The organism is Achromobacter pestifer, assembly GCF_013267355.1.
Classification (GTDB): Bacteria; Pseudomonadota; Gammaproteobacteria; order Burkholderiales; family Burkholderiaceae_B; genus Achromobacter; species Achromobacter pestifer_A.
Genome location: NZ_CP053985.1, coordinates 222,641 through 236,657, shown reverse-complemented (window position 1 = coordinate 236,657; position 14,017 = coordinate 222,641). Strand labels below are relative to the sequence as shown.

Sequence of the window (14,017 nt, the reverse complement as noted above, 5' to 3'; positions counted from 1 at the left end):
CCTCCTATTCGCCGCGCTTGCGCAGCTGCGGGTTGAGGGCGTCGTTCAGGCCTTCGCCGATCAGGTTGATGGCCAGCACCGTCAGCAGGATCGCCACGCCGGGCCAGACGCTCATCCACCAGGCTTCGCGGATCATGGTGCGCGCCGCGCCGATCATGAAGCCCCAGCTCATCAGGTTGCGGTCGCCCAGACCCAGAAAGGACAGCGACGATTCCGTCAGGATGGCGGTGGCGACCATGAAGGACGCCGACACGATGATGGGCGACATGGCGTTGGGCAGGATCTGGGTGCCGACGATGCGGGCCGGCGTCTGCCCGATGACGATGGCGGCCTGCACGAACTCGCGCTGCTTGAGCGTCATGAACTCCGAGCGCACCAGGCGCGCTGCCGGCGGCCACGATACGACCGCGATGGCGCCCATGATGGAATAGACGGACGGGCTCAGTATCGCCACCAGCACCACGGCCATGGCCAGTTGCGGGATGGTCTGGAAGAACTCGGTGAAGCGCATCAGCGCATCGTCCGCCCGGCCGCCGCAATAGCCCGCCACCGAGCCGACCAGTATGCCGAAGGCCAGCGCCACGGCGGTCGACAGCAGGCCCACCATCAAGGAGACCCTGGCGCCCCAGACCAGTCCGGCGGTGATGTCGCGGCCCAGCATGTCGGTGCCGAAGGGGTAGTCGGCGTTGGTGAATGGAGGAATCAGCGGGTCGGCCACCATCATCCAGGGAGATTCTTCGTACAGCAGCGGCGCGGCCAGGGCCACGGCCACCACGATCACCATGATGGCCAGTCCGGCCACCGCTCCGTAGTTGCGCATGTAGCGCCGGGCAAATGACTTCATGCGGCGGCTCCTTGCTGCGCGCCCGCGCCGATGCGCGGATCGATGAGGCGGTACAGCACGTCGGTCAGCAAGTTGAACACCACCACCATGATGGAGGTGACTAGGAAGATACCCAGCAGCAGCTGGTAGTCGCGTTGCAGCAGCGCGTCGAACATCAACCGGCCTATGCCGGGCCAGGCGAACACGGTTTCGGTCAGCACCGCGCCGCCGGCCATCTGGCCCAGCTGGATGCCGGCGAAGGTAATGACCGGCAGCAGCGCATTGCGCAGCACGTGGGCGCGGATCACGCGGCCGGGGCTCACCCCCTTGGCGCGCGCCGTCTTGACGAAATCCATGCCTATCACTTCCAGCATGGAGGCGCGCGTCAGCCGCACGTATACCGCCATGAAGAAGCAGCCCAACGTCACGGTGGGCAGGATCAGGTGCTGGGCGATGTCGCCCGCGCGCGCCCAGCCGCTCAGGTTCGCACCCACGGTTTGCATGCCGAAGGCGGGCAGCCAGCCCAGCACCACCGAGAACAGCAGGATGCCCATCAGCGACAGCCAGAACAGCGGCGTGGCGTACAGCACCAGCGCGCCCGTCATGACCGAACTGTCGATCCAGCGGCGCTTGTTGCGGTAGCGGGCCTTGGCCGCCACCACGCCCAGGAACACGCCTAGCACGATGGAAAACACGAAGGCGCAGGACATCAGCAGGAAGGTGGCGGGCAGGCGTTCGAGGATCAGGTCCAGCACCGGCACATGGTTGCGGTACGAGAAGCCCAGGTCCAGCTGGACCACGCCCTTCAGGTACAGCATCAGCTGGGTCAGGATGGGCTTGTCCAGGCCGAAGGCCACGCGCAGTTGTTCGACGTAAGCGGCGTCGCCCGCGCCGGCCTGGCCCGCCAGCACGGCGGCGGGGTCGCCGGGGGCCAGGCGGATCAGGAAGAAATTGATGATCACCACGCCCAGCACGACCACCAGGGCCTTGCCGATGCGGGAAACGAGGAAAGACAGGAATTTCATGCTCGGAGTCCTCTCTGGTCGGGCGCGGCCTGCGATGGGCAGCCCTTGCCCGGCCGGGATCCGCCGCCGCGGCAGGCATGCCGCGGCGGCGTCCTGCGGCGCTTACTTCTCGATGTACACGTCGTCGAAGGTCTCGTTCAGGCCGATGGCGGTCTTGACCAGGTTCTTCACGTTGCCGCGGTAGAGCGTGGGGAATTCCATATCCACCAGGAAACCGTTGGCGATGTCATTGACCAGCGTGGTCTGCAGCTTGGTGTAGATTTCCTGGCGCTTGGCGGCATCCACTTCCGAGGCGGCGGCCTCCCATTGCTTGTCGGTCTCGGGGTTGCTGTAGCCCTGCACGTTGGCGAACGGCGAGCCCTTGACGATGTTCGACGAGATATAGAGCCGCTGCACGCCCAGCGCGGGGTCGCCGTACTGGTAGGTGAAGGTGGTCGTCATGTCGAAGTCCCAGTTGCCCGTGCGGCTGGCCCAGCCGCCCGCGTCGGTGGCTTCCAGGTTGACCTTGAAGCCCAGCTGTTCCAGCGCCTGCTTGGTGTATTCGCCCAGGCGGTCCCAGGTGGAGCCGTAGGGGAAGCTCAGCTGGCGGATCGTGTAGTCCTCGGGCTTGATGCCGGACTCCTTGATCAGCGCGCGCGCCTTTTTCATGTCGAACGCCAGGGGCGGCATGTTCTTGTCGTAGAACATCTCGGTGGTGACGAAGGGGCTGGTGGAGACCTTGCCCAGGCCGAAGAAGATGTTGTTGACCACCATGTTGCGGTTGATGGCCGCCATCACCGCCTGGCGCACCTTCAGGTTGTCGAAGGGCGGCTTGCGCATGTTGAAGATCAGGTAGGCCTGGGGCGAGAACATCTCCCAGCCCGCCGTGGTGTACTCGACCTTGGGCAGGGCGCGCAGGCGCTTGATGTCGACGTTGTCCACGTCGCCGCCGCGCAGCACGTCCACGCTGCCGCGCTCGAAGGCCACCGCGCGCGAGGCCGAATCGGGAATGACGTTGAACACCAGCTCATCCAGATAGGGCTTGCCCGGTTTCCAGTAGTCGGGGTTGCGGGTCAGCTTGATGTATTCGCCGCGCTTCCATTCCTTGAACATGAACGGGCCGGTGCCGACCGGCTTCTGGTTGGCCGGGTTGGTCATGTAGTCGGTGCCCGCGTAGAGGTGCTTGGGCATCATGGGCGCAAAGCCCGGCTCGAACATCAGCATGAAGGCGGGGAAGGGCGTCTTCAGCTTGACGACGACCGTCTTGGCGTCCGGCGCCTGCACCGATTCCACGAACTTGTTCAGGATCACGCGGGCGCGCGCATGGGTCTTGGGCAGCATGTCCGCCAGCGAGAACACCACGTCTTCGGACGTGAAGGGCTTGCCGTCATGCCACTTGACGTTGTCCTGCAGGTGGAAGGTATAGGAGAGGCCGTCGGCCGAGGCCTCCCACGACTTGGCCAGGCCGGGCTGGGGCTTCAGGTCGGTGGAGTAGGTCAGCAGGCTCTCGTAGATCTTGCCGGCGACGAATTGCGTGGGGCCTTGCTGGTTGATGGCGGTGACGATCACCGGCGGTTCGGGCTGCACGATCATGTTCAGCGTGCCGCCCTTGGTCTGCGCCAGGGCTTGCGTGGCGGGCAGCGCGGCCGCGAGGACCAGTGCGCCGATGCTTAGAGAGAACCATTTCTTCGATTTCACTGCGAGCCTCCGGGCTGGAAAGGGTCTGACAGGTGTCCGCGTCGCGGATGCCGTGCACTGGCAAGCAAACCTCATGCCACCTGTGTTTTCAGGGGTACTGCGGGTGGAGCCGCTACAACAATGCTTCGTACAGGTGCTCTTCAGCGCGCCGCGCACCATTGCGGAGCGCCGTTGTCTTCGCCAAAGTCCTCCCGCAGGCGCGCCAGGATGCCCAGCAGATGCGCATGCATGGCGTGCCGCGCGCGGATCGGGTCGCGCGCCTGGATGGCCGTCAGGATGCGCTGGTGCTCGGCATGGGCGATCGCCCAGACTTTGGTGTCGACGAAGTAATCCTCCATGCGGCTGTACACGGGGCTGGCCTGCGTCAATTCCCACAGGTGGGCCACCGAGGCCGCTACCGCGGCGTTGCCGCAAGCCGCGGCGATGGCGTTGTGGAACTCGCGGTCGTGGCGGCCGGGCGAGTTGCCCAGCGACATGCCTTCGTGGGCGTCGCGGATGGCGGCGATCTGGGCCGGCGATCCGTGCTGCGCGGCCATGCCGGCGCATTCGGGCTCGATCAGCATGCGCGCTTCCAGCAGGTCGAACGGGCCGATGCCGTCCTGTCCCGGCGCGGCGTGACCGGCGGCGGGGGCGGCGGCTTCCCGGGCGGCGGTGACGAACACCCCGGTGCCGACGCGCACCTCGACATAGCCTTCGATTTCCAGGGCGATCAGGGCTTCGCGGATCGACGCGCGGCTGACCTGCAGCTGTTCGGCCAGCTCCCGTTCGGAAGGCAGGCGTGCGCCGCGGGGAAATTCCCCGGCGCGGATCCGGCCGGCGATCTGGTCGGCGATGACGCGGTACAGGCGGGTGACGGCAGCGGCTTGGAAGGTGTTCATCGGCGGGTGAGGCGGGAACTTGGGGCCAAGTGGTCAGGCCACCAAATATAGGCATCTCATCCTTGAATAAGAAGGGAAATTTTGTATTTCAAGGGAAAACGATCACAGGGATTTCACGTCTTTCTTTAGAGTGGTCAGGCCAGTTAGGAGAGCTTCGAACGCTTTACAGTTTCCAGACAAATCCCGCACAGAATCCCCGCTGTTGCGGGTTGGCTCCATCCCATACTCCGTCCCGCCCGATAACGGGCATGAAGCAAGACAGTGCGCTGCGCCGGCAGGAAGGGAGAGGGAAGTGAAGGAAGTCGCGGAACGGGCGTTGCGGCCCGAGGGCTGGCGGATCGGCCTGGGCATGGCGCTGTTCGGCCTGGCGTGGCTGTGGTTGCTGGACTGGGCGGCCTTGGCGCCGCCCACCGACAACATCGAGCAGCTCACCTGGGTGCGCAGCCTGGAATGGGGCTACTACAAGCATCCGCCGCTGCCGACCTGGCTGCTGTGGCCCGCGGTGCAATTGCTGGGCTGGTCGGCCTGGACGAGCTACATCGCCGGCGCGCTCTGCACCCTGGGCGCTTTTGCGCTGCTATGGCGTTGGCTGCGTGACATGCGCGGCAGCGGCCACGCGCGGATCGCGTTGCTTGCCGGCCTGTGCATCACCTTCTACAACGGCCGATTGCATTTCTACAACCACGAGATCGTGCTGATTCCACTGGCGGTGGGCTGCGCGGCCGCGTGCTGGAAAGCCTGGACCACGCGCCGGATCGGCTGGTGGATCGTGTTGGGCGTCTGTCTGGGCCTGGGCGGTTTGTCCAAATACCAGAGCGTGGTGGCGGGAGCCGCCGTGCTGGCTTTCTGGCTGAGCCAGCGCGGCTGGCGCGACCCCATGCACCGCTTTGGGCTGCAGGTGGCCGCGCTGACCGCGTTGGCGGTCTTTGCGCCGCATCTGTGCTGGCTGGCTTACAACGATTTCGAGCCCCTGAATTACGCGATGGCTTCATCGCTGGCCGCCGGCCTGCCATGGGCCAGCCGCGCGGCGGAGGTGGCGCGGTGGTGGGGCGATCAGTTGCTGAACCGCGCGCTGCCGGCGTGGGTGTTTCTGGGCGTCTTGTGGTGGCTGGTTCGCCGCCGCGCAGCCTCTGCCTCGTCGGAGGCGCAAGCACGGCCGCGCGATGCGGGCCGCGCCATTCTGCTGTCGTTCGGTTTTACGCCGCTGGTCTTCGTCAGCGTCATGACGCTTGCCAGCGGTTCCCACGTGCAACTGCACTGGGGCACGCCTTATCTGCTATTCGTGGCGCCGGCAATGATGGAACTGATGCGTGGCGCCGTCTGGGAGCGCGTGCGGCCGCGCGATGAGGTGCTGGTCTTCGTACTGGTCCAGGCGCTGTTGATGCTGCGGGTCGGGCTGACTTCGCCAGGCGGGGCGGGGCTGGCGCGCAAAGCGTCGGACTGGCGCCATTTCGATTCCCAGGCGCTGGCCGACGCCTTGCACGAACCCGCCAAGGCCGCGCTGGGCGGGCCGGTCAGGCTGATATCGGGACCGCCCGACGAGGCTGGAGCACTGGCGTTGCGCCTGCCGGAGCAGCCCCTGGTGCTGATAGACGGACAACTCCGCTTCAGCCCCTGGGTGTCGAAGGACGTGGCCGAGGCATGCGGCGCATTGGAACTGGCGCTGAAGGCGCGCGGGCCGGGATTCGTCGAGGTCGGACGGGACTTCCCGGGCCTGTACTGGCGCGTGACGCCGTCCTCCGCGCTCTGCGGTACGGCGTCAGCTGCGTCGCGTCCGTAAAACTGCTACTGCGCCTCGCCGTCCGGCTCGGGCGTCTGCGTGAAGGCCCGCACCAGGCGCGCGATGCCGTCCAGTTCGTCGTGCGCGCCGACCACCCATTCCGGCTTCTCGAACGGGCTATCCGAGGGGGCATTGTCCATGTTCGCCTTCAGGTCATTGAGCAGCTCCAGCGCCATGTCGGTGGCCTGGGGACTGCTGCGGGTCGAGAGTGCGATGGCGATCGCCAGCGCCTGGCGCATGGCGAGCAGGCGGCCGTCCAGTTCAGTGCCCATGATGGTTTCCTTGTTGTGCATCTTTGTGACAGGCGCATTTTACGGGGCGTGGCCGCAAGCGCCGCTGGGGGGGGTAGGGCGGGACGGGCGGACTGGGCGGGCGGCAAGACGCTGGCGTTTGCGCAAGATCAAGCCGGACTGGCCGGCACAGGCGAATAATTCCAGGTATGCAAGCCGCCCTACGCCCATCACAGACCGAGTCCCGCGAGCCCTGTGCCGCCAGTCCCTTGTTCCCGCCCCAATTGCTGGCGCGGCTGGACAAGAACGGACCCCGCTACACCTCATATCCCACGGCAGATCGGTATCACGGCGGCTTTGCCGAGCAGGAGTACCGGCAGGCGCTGCAGCAGCGCCGCGTAGCGGCGCCGGCGGAGCCCTTGTCGCTCTACGTGCACATCCCGTTCTGTGAATCGGTCTGTTATTACTGCGCCTGTAACAAGGTGGTGACCCGCCATCACGACCGCGCCGCCCGCTATCTGGATGCCCTGGCTGCCGAGATCGAACTGCATGTGCGCGAGCTGGGCGAGGGGGTGCCCGTATCGCAATTGCATTTTGGCGGCGGCACGCCGACTTTCCTGTCCGACGAGGAATTGTCTCGCCTGATGGTGAACCTGCGCCGCGCCTTCCGCTTCGAGCCCGATGCGGAAATTTCGATCGAGGTGGATCCGCGCACCGCCACGCCCGAGCGCCTGGCCTACATGCGTGGACTGGGCTTTAACCGGCTGAGTTTCGGCGTGCAGGATTTCGATCCTCGGGTGCAGGCGGCGGTGCATCGCATGCAGTCATTCGAGGACGTGCGGGCGCTGATGCTGAGCGCCCGGGCGCTGGACTATGCCTCGGTCAACATGGACCTCATCTATGGTCTGCCGCTGCAGACCACGGAGTCCTTTGCCCGCACGATCGCCCAGGTCATTGCGCTGCGCCCCGACCGCATCGCGCTGTATGCCTATGCCCATCTGCCCGCGCGCTTCAAGCCGCAACGCCGCATCAACGAGGCCGATCTGCCTGACAGGGAGACGCGGGTGGGGCTGCTCAGTGCCGCCATCGACGGCTTCCTGAAGCAGGGCTACGCCTACATCGGCATGGATCATTTCGCGCTGGAAACCGATGCGCTGGCGATCGCCAAGCGGAAGGGAGAGTTGCATCGCAACTTCCAGGGCTACAGCACGCAGCCCGACCGTGATCTGGTCGCCCTGGGGGTGTCCGCGATCGGCCGTATCGGCAGTACCTACAGCCAGAACGCCAAGGTCCTGGACGAGTATTACGCCGCGATCGAGGCAGGGCGATTCGCCGTCGAAAGAGGGCTGGCGTTGAGCGCGGACGACCTGGTGCGGCGCGAGATCATCATGGACATCATGTGCCAGGGCCGCGTGGACTTCAGCCGGATCGAGGCGCGTCACGGCCTGCGGTTTGCCGACAGTTTTGGCCGGGAGCTGCAGCAGATGGCGAATCTGGCCGAGTTGGGCCTGGTCAACCTGCGCCCCGACGAGCTGCAGGTAACCGGCCTGGGCTGGTACTTCGTGCGGGCCGTCGCCATGGCGTTCGACGGCTATCTGCAGGCGCCAGGCACCGCGGCCAGTTACTCCCGCATCATCTGAGTCGCAACTTCGCGTGGGGTGGGCGCCGAGCTGCGTTCATTCGGCGAACTTCTCACGCAAATAGAGCGCCAGCGACAGGTCGTCGGACAACTGCAACTTGCGCATGGCGCGGCGCTTGTGGGTGCTGATGGTCTTCTTGCTGCGCATCAACCGCGCCGAGATCTGCGTGACGGACAGGCCCTGGCTGATGTGGCGCAGTATCTCCACTTCCGAAGTCGTCAAGGCCGAATGAGGGTGTGTCGGCTGCTGGGGGCGGATCTTGCCATCTTGCACCGTGAGGAACTCCTCCTTGCCCGCCAGGACGCCGCGGATCATCTCCGGCAGCAGCACCATGCCGCATTCCTTGGCGAAGTAGCCGTTCGCGCCCGCGCGAAAGGCGGCGTATTGGGTTTCCTGGCGACTACCCGCCGAGAATGTGATGAGCGCCATCGTGGGGTGGTAGCGGCGCAGGCGCCGCAGATAGTTCACGCCGTCCCAGGGTTCCAGGGGCAGGTAGAAATCGACCAGGGCGACTTCGCAGGGCGAGTGGGATAGTTTTTCCAATAGGGAGCGGGCCGAGGTTTCCCGGTGCACCACTCGGAAGCCCGGCCGGCTTTCCAGGTAGGCGCCCACGCCTACGGCCACCACGGGGTGGTCGTCCAGGATCGCCACCTTGATGAGAGGTGGCGGTCGGGACAGGAGCAGGTGCCGGCGCGTGCCCGGACGATCGCCGGCGTCGGCGGGCTCGGGGTTGAGGTGTGGGGGCGCTTTGAGGGTGAGCGCTGAGACAGTTTTCATCGATGCTCCACATGCAGGATGGGGGAACGCCGGCGGTCGATTGCGCAGGTCGCGGGTGTCCTGAATTTGCGAAGGCAGATTACGTTTTCGCATGGCCCGCGGGAGATGAATCGCGCCAAAATAAGACTGTTGCACCGTCGACCTGTCATATATGCGAGAAGCACGCGCGGAACAGCCGGGATTTATTCCGCGACGGCAGACGAGGTTTTGAGTTATGGCGCAGCGGCGCACAGCCCGGCGCAGCCGGCGTGCTCTTCCTCACGAGCTGTGGCGCTTTTGCCACGGAAAAGGCGCAAATAGTGATACAATCGTGGACGATAAGCACAGCTTCTGGCGCGCAGTGCATTGTTTGCTGTTTTTGATCCATGCCGCTGCGGCGAGCCCCAATAGGTCCAGACACCATGTTTTTCCCGCTGGCACGAACTACGACCCGGAACTTTCGCCCTATGTCGCGTTAAGTTTTCGTGCGTCGGGTTTCACCGTGTCAGGTCAGCGGTAGGACTCAGCAAGACAATCCAAGAAACGCGGCTCTCATGCCGCGTTTTTCGTTTCCGTATTTTGTTTTTTTAGTTCCCAGAACTCCCCAGGAAGCACTCCCGATGGTACAGATCACATTGCCCGATGGTTCGCAGCGCCAATATCCGGGGCCGGTAACGGTTGCCGAAGTGGCGCAATCGATCGGTACGGGCCTGGCCAAGGCCGCCTTGGGCGGCCGCGTGACGTTTGAGGGCTCGGATTCCAGGCTGGTCGACACCAGCTTCCGCATCGAGGGCGATGCCCGCCTGGCCATCGTGACCGCCAAGGATGCCGACGGCCTGGACCTGATCCGACACTCCACGGCGCACTTGCTGGCCTATGCCGTCAAAGAGCTGTTTCCGGATGCCCAGGTCACCATCGGCCCGGTGATCGACAACGGCTTCTATTACGACTTCTCGTACAAGCGCCCGTTCACGCCGGAAGACCTGGCCGCCATCGAGAAGAAGATGGCCGAACTCGCCAAGAAGGACGAAGTCGTCACGCGCGAGGAATGGTCGCGCGACGATGCCGTCGAATTCTTCAAGGGCATCGGCGAAAAGTACAAGGCCGAGATCATCGCCTCGATTCCGTCGAACGAGCCGCTCAGCCTGTACCGCGAAGGCGACTTCATCGACTTGTGCCGCGGCCCCCACGTGCCGTCCACGGGCAAGCTGAAGGTCTTCAAGCTCATGAAGGTGGCCGGCGCCTACTGGCGCGGCGACAGCAAGAACGAGATGCTCCAGCGCATCTACGGCACGGCCTGGGCCACCAAGGAAGAACAGGAAGCCTATCTGCACATGCTGGAAGAGGCAGAACGCCGCGACCACCGCAAGATCGGCCGCGAGCTGGGCCTGTTCCACTTCCAGGACGAGGCCCCGGGCCTGATCTTCTGGCACCCCAAGGGCTGGACGCTGTGGCAGCAGGTGGAGCAGTACATGCGCTCGGTCTACCGCGACAACGGCTACCAGGAAGTGAAGGCGCCGCAGATCCTCGACATTTCGCTCTGGAAGAAGACGGGCCACTGGGACAACTACCGTGAAAACATGTTTACGACGGAGTCCGAGAACCGCGTCTACGGCTTGAAACCGATGAACTGCCCGGGCCATGTGCAGATCTTCAACGCCGGCCTGCATTCCTATCGCGAACTGCCCCTGCGCTACGGCGAATTCGGCCAGTGCCACCGCAACGAGCCCTCGGGTTCGCTGCACGGCATGATGCGCGTGCGCGGTTTCACGCAGGACGACGGCCACATTTTCTGTACCGAAGAACAGCTGCAGGACGAGTGCGCCGATTTCACGGCGCTGCTGCAGAGGGTCTACCGCGACTTCGGCTTCACCGAGGTGCTGTACAAGGTCGCCACGCGCCCCGAAAAGCGCATTGGCTCGGATGAAGTCTGGGATACGGCCGAAGCCGCCCTGATGGAAAGTCTGCGCCGCACCGGCTGCGAATTCGAGGTTTCGCCGGGCGAGGGCGCCTTTTACGGTCCCAAGGTGGAATACACCCTGAAGGACGCCATCGGCCGCCATTGGCAGTGCGGCACGATTCAGGTCGACTTCTCCATGCCCGTGCGCCTGGGCGCCGAGTACGTGGACCAGAATGACCAGCGCCGCCCGCCGGTCATGCTGCACCGCGCGATCCTCGGTTCGCTGGAGCGTTTTATCGGCATGCTGATCGAAAACCACGCCGGCGCGATGCCTCCCTGGCTGGCTCCGGTGCAGGCGGTTGTATGCTGCATTTCCGAACCTTCGGCCGATTATGCGGCTGAAATCACGCAAAGCCTGAAAAAACAAGGCTTTAGAGTAGAGTCCGATTTGCGCGGTGAAAAAATCACTCGTAAAATTCGGGAGCACAGCCTGCAAAAGGTGCCGTACATCCTGGTCGTCGGCGACAAGGAAAAGCAAAATGGCACCGTAGCCGTACGCGGACTGGGCGGATTGGACCTCGGGGCCATCGCATACGACGAATTCGTCGCGCGCTTGTCCGAGGACGTTTCCACCCGTCGCGACGTCAACCAACCTGGTAGCAGCGCTGCTTAACATTTCTAGGAGCTTTCAACATCGCCACTGAAAAAGCCAATCGCATCAACGGTGAAATCCGCGTCCCCGAGGTGCGCCTGATAGGTCTGGACGGAGAACAGCTGGGCATCGTCAAGATCGCCGACGCCTTCCGTCTTTCCGAGCAAAGCGACGTGGATCTGGTGGAAATCGCGCCGAACGCCGAGCCGCCGGTCTGCCGTTTGATGGACTACGGCAAATTCAAGTACCAAGAGCAGAAGCGCCAAGCCGAAGCTCGTTCCAAGCAGAAGGTCATCCAGGTCAAGGAAGTGAAATTCCGTCCTGCCACCGACGAGGGCGACTACCAGGTCAAGCTGCGCAATCTGCGCCGCTTCCTCGAAGAAGGCGACAAGGCCAAGGTGACGCTGCGTTTCCGTGGCCGCGAAATGGCCCACCAGGAACTCGGTATGCGGGTGCTTGAACGTGTGCGCGACGATCTGCTGGAACTTGCCCAGGTCGAAGCCATGCCGAAGCTCGAAGGCCGTCAGATGGTCATGGTGCTGGCGCCGAAGAAGAAGGCCGTGCCCGCGGGCAAGCCTGAATCCGCGGCCTGAGCTCCAAGCCTGAACCTCTCCAGGGAGGTTCGGCCGCTCTTCCGACCCGCCGCCTGTCGTGTGCCGGCGGGTTCGCTTATTGGGCGGCTCTGCGCTACGATGTCATAAAAGAAAGCCGCCTTCCCGCGAGGGAAGGCGGCGTCCGTTCAGGGTGTCGCGATGCATGTTTTGTTCGTTTTGGATCCCTTGCCGCTGCTCAAGGCGTACAAGGACAGCTCTGTCGCCATGATGCGCGCCCTGGTGGCGCGCGGCCATACGCTCAGCGTGGCCATGCAGGGCGATCTCTATATCGAGGCAGGCACGGTCAAGACCGCGGCCACCCCCATCGAACTGGTCGCGGACGCCGATCTGCACGGCCACGACTGGTGGCGCGAGTCCGCCGCCCGGGATCTGCCGCTGGCGGAGTTCGGCGCGGTGGTCATGCGCAAGGACCCGCCGTTCGACATGGAATACGTGTATTCCACGCATCTACTTGAATATGCCGAGGCGCAGGGCGCCCGCGTGTTCAACACTGGAGCGGCGATCCGCAACCATCCCGAAAAGCTGGCCATCACCGAAATCAGCGAGTTCACCGCGCCCACGCTGGTGACCCGCAGCATGGCCCGCCTGAAGGCGTTCCACGACGAGCATCACGACGTCATTGTCAAACCCCTGGACGGCATGGGCGGCACCGGTGTGTTCCGTCTGCAGCCCAAGGATCCCAACCTCAACGCCATCCTGGAAACGCTGACGGACAATGGCGCGCGCACCATCATGGCGCAGCGCTACATTCCCGACATCGTCAAGGGTGACAAGCGCATCCTGCTGATCGGCGGCGTGCCGGTGCCGTACTCCCTGGCCCGCATTCCGCTGGCTGGCGAAACCCGCGGCAACCTGGCGGCCGGCGGCCGCGGCGTGGCGCAGGAGCTCTCCGCGCGCGATCGCGAGATCGCCGAAGCCGTGGCCCCCAAGCTCGCCGCCCGCGGCCTGCTGCTGGTCGGCCTGGATGTCATTGGCGATTACGTCACTGAAGTCAACGTCACTAGCCCCACCTGTTTCGTGGAAATCGCGGAGCAAACCGGTTTCGATGTCGCGGGCATGTTCGTCCAGGCCCTGGAAAAGGCCGTGGCGACCCCTGCCGCCGCAGCTTGACCTGCCAGGATGCCCGTCATGACCACCGGTATAGTCATCGTCGTGCACGCGCCCCTGGGCGCGGCGATACGCGATTGCGCCAGCCACGTCATGGGCAACCTGGACGGCATGCTGGCCATCCACGACATCCTGCCTGCAGACCGCCCGGACGACTTGGCGCCGCAAGTCCTCAAGGACATCCTCGAGCAGGAGCACGGCGCGGGCGTGTTGGTGCTGACCGACCTGATCGGCGCCACGCCTGCCAATATCGCCAAGCGCGCCGTCGCCGACGCCCAGGCCCAGGGCATACAGTGCTGTGTGCTGGCCGGATTGAACACCCCGATGCTGCTGCGGGCCCTGACCTATCGCAATCTGCCCTTGGCCGAAACCCGCGAGAAGGCGCTGGCAGGGGGGCTTCAGGGTGTCTTACGTGTAGACTGACGGGCGGAAGTTTGCCCTATTATGTCGGCTATCGATTCAAGCCGATTGGCGGTTCGACGTTTTGCTGCGATCAACACTGCGGCGTCAGGCCGCAGCCACAATATTTCCTATGCCTAATACAGACATCGTCATCAGCAATAAACTGGGCTTGCACGCCCGGGCGGCTGCCAAGCTGACGCAGCTGGCCAGCAAGTTTTCCAGCGAGATCTTCATCTCGCGCGGCGCGCAGCGCGTGAACGCCAAGAGCATCATGGGCGTCATGATGTTGGCTGCCGGGCTGGGCGTGACGGTAAAGCTGGAGGCCTCCGGCAATGATGCCGAGCAGGCCCTTTCTGAAATTGAAACATTGTTCGATAGCAAATTCGGTGAGCAGGAATAGAATTTCTTCCGAATCCGCCGGCCTGAGCGCTGCTCGGGCCGGCTCGTCTACGACCCTCGATGACACACACAACGGGGCTGGCTTTGCCAGCCCCGTTGTGTGTCTGTATGGCAAAGGCGTCGCCAAGGGATAC

13 protein-coding genes are annotated in these 14,017 nt (G+C 64.3%); 7 read left to right on the top strand and 6 right to left on the bottom strand.

All coding sequences use genetic code 11. The features are described 5' to 3' along the window. Positions 1-4: 4 nt before the first annotated feature. From FOC84_RS01635 to FOC84_RS01620, 4 genes are all read right to left on the bottom strand, one after another. Positions 5-844 (bottom strand): ABC transporter permease, encoded by an 840-nt coding sequence (locus FOC84_RS01635; RefSeq protein WP_173142893.1) that lies wholly within the window; start codon positions 842-844, stop codon positions 5-7. Next, positions 841-1,848 (bottom strand): ABC transporter permease, encoded by a 1,008-nt coding sequence (locus FOC84_RS01630; protein ID WP_173142892.1) that lies wholly within the window; start codon positions 1,846-1,848, stop codon positions 841-843. The genes FOC84_RS01635 and FOC84_RS01630 overlap by 4 nt, the downstream gene beginning before the upstream one ends. Before the next feature lie 102 nt (positions 1,849-1,950). Further along, on the bottom strand, positions 1,951-3,525 hold the full coding sequence (locus FOC84_RS01625) for an ABC transporter substrate-binding protein (RefSeq protein WP_173142891.1): 1,575 nt from the start codon (positions 3,523-3,525) through the stop codon (positions 1,951-1,953). A gap of 140 nt (positions 3,526-3,665) precedes the next feature. Next, complete coding sequence (locus FOC84_RS01620; protein WP_173142890.1) at positions 3,666-4,403, bottom strand: FadR/GntR family transcriptional regulator; 738 nt, start codon at positions 4,401-4,403, stop codon at positions 3,666-3,668. A 292-nt stretch (positions 4,404-4,695) separates the two neighbouring features. Here FOC84_RS01620 and FOC84_RS01615 point away from each other — a divergent pair, with 292 nt between their 5' ends. Beyond that, positions 4,696-6,183, top strand: coding sequence for a glycosyltransferase family 39 protein (locus FOC84_RS01615; RefSeq protein WP_254241879.1), 1,488 nt, complete (start codon positions 4,696-4,698; stop codon positions 6,181-6,183). A gap of 5 nt (positions 6,184-6,188) precedes the next feature. On the opposite strand, the gene FOC84_RS01610 is transcribed toward FOC84_RS01615, so the two are convergent. Further along, positions 6,189-6,455 (bottom strand): hypothetical protein, encoded by a 267-nt coding sequence (locus FOC84_RS01610; protein WP_088139740.1) that lies wholly within the window; start codon positions 6,453-6,455, stop codon positions 6,189-6,191. A gap of 167 nt (positions 6,456-6,622) precedes the next feature. Here FOC84_RS01610 and hemN point away from each other — a divergent pair, with 167 nt between their 5' ends. Then, on the top strand, positions 6,623-8,053 hold the full coding sequence (gene hemN / locus FOC84_RS01605; protein ID WP_173142889.1) for an oxygen-independent coproporphyrinogen III oxidase: 1,431 nt from the start codon (positions 6,623-6,625) through the stop codon (positions 8,051-8,053). Positions 8,054-8,089: 36 nt separating this feature from the next. Here the strand turns inward: hemN and FOC84_RS01600 are convergent, their stop codons facing one another. Further along, positions 8,090-8,830, bottom strand: a complete 741-nt coding sequence (locus FOC84_RS01600) for a response regulator transcription factor (protein ID WP_173142888.1) — start codon at positions 8,828-8,830, stop codon at positions 8,090-8,092. A gap of 599 nt (positions 8,831-9,429) precedes the next feature. Here FOC84_RS01600 and thrS point away from each other — a divergent pair. From thrS to FOC84_RS01575, 5 genes are all read left to right on the top strand, one after another. Continuing rightward, positions 9,430-11,382 carry a threonine--tRNA ligase gene (gene thrS / locus FOC84_RS01595; protein ID WP_173142887.1) on the top strand — a complete coding sequence of 651 codons (1,953 nt, stop codon included), beginning with the start codon at positions 9,430-9,432 and terminating at the stop codon, positions 11,380-11,382. Positions 11,383-11,402: 20 nt separating this feature from the next. Further along, positions 11,403-11,954 (top strand): translation initiation factor IF-3, encoded by a 552-nt coding sequence (gene infC / locus FOC84_RS01590; protein ID WP_080551054.1) that lies wholly within the window; start codon positions 11,403-11,405, stop codon positions 11,952-11,954. A 159-nt stretch (positions 11,955-12,113) separates the two neighbouring features. Further along, positions 12,114-13,085 carry a glutathione synthase gene (gshB, locus tag FOC84_RS01585; RefSeq protein ID WP_173142886.1) on the top strand — a complete coding sequence of 324 codons (972 nt, stop codon included), beginning with the start codon at positions 12,114-12,116 and terminating at the stop codon, positions 13,083-13,085. Positions 13,086-13,103: 18 nt separating this feature from the next. After that, a complete protein-coding gene (locus FOC84_RS01580; protein WP_088139710.1) occupies positions 13,104-13,505 on the top strand; it encodes a PTS sugar transporter subunit IIA in 402 nt (133 codons plus the stop codon). Positions 13,506-13,614: 109 nt separating this feature from the next. Then, positions 13,615-13,884, top strand: a complete 270-nt coding sequence (locus FOC84_RS01575) for an HPr family phosphocarrier protein (protein ID WP_173142885.1) — start codon at positions 13,615-13,617, stop codon at positions 13,882-13,884. Positions 13,885-14,017 lie beyond the last annotated feature (133 nt).

What these genes read in the sequence shown, in the direction of transcription:
- FOC84_RS01635 (WP_173142893.1), bottom strand. Translation starts at nt 844, where the DNA reads ATGAAGTCATTTGCCCGGCGCTACATGCGCAACTACGGAGCGGTGGCC.
- FOC84_RS01630 (WP_173142892.1), bottom strand. Translation starts at nt 1,848, where the DNA reads ATGAAATTCCTGTCTTTCCTCGTTTCCCGCATCGGCAAGGCCCTGGTG.
- FOC84_RS01620 (WP_173142890.1), bottom strand. Translation starts at nt 4,403, where the DNA reads ATGAACACCTTCCAAGCCGCTGCCGTCACCCGCCTGTACCGCGTCATC.
- FOC84_RS01610 (WP_088139740.1), bottom strand. Translation starts at nt 6,455, where the DNA reads ATGGGCACTGAACTGGACGGCCGCCTGCTCGCCATGCGCCAGGCGCTG.
- hemN (WP_173142889.1), top strand. Translation starts at nt 6,623, where the DNA reads ATGCAAGCCGCCCTACGCCCATCACAGACCGAGTCCCGCGAGCCCTGT.
- FOC84_RS01600 (WP_173142888.1), bottom strand. Translation starts at nt 8,830, where the DNA reads ATGAAAACTGTCTCAGCGCTCACCCTCAAAGCGCCCCCACACCTCAAC.
- thrS (WP_173142887.1), top strand. Translation starts at nt 9,430, where the DNA reads ATGGTACAGATCACATTGCCCGATGGTTCGCAGCGCCAATATCCGGGG.
- gshB (WP_173142886.1), top strand. Translation starts at nt 12,114, where the DNA reads ATGCATGTTTTGTTCGTTTTGGATCCCTTGCCGCTGCTCAAGGCGTAC.
- FOC84_RS01580 (WP_088139710.1), top strand. Translation starts at nt 13,104, where the DNA reads ATGACCACCGGTATAGTCATCGTCGTGCACGCGCCCCTGGGCGCGGCG.
- FOC84_RS01575 (WP_173142885.1), top strand. Translation starts at nt 13,615, where the DNA reads ATGCCTAATACAGACATCGTCATCAGCAATAAACTGGGCTTGCACGCC.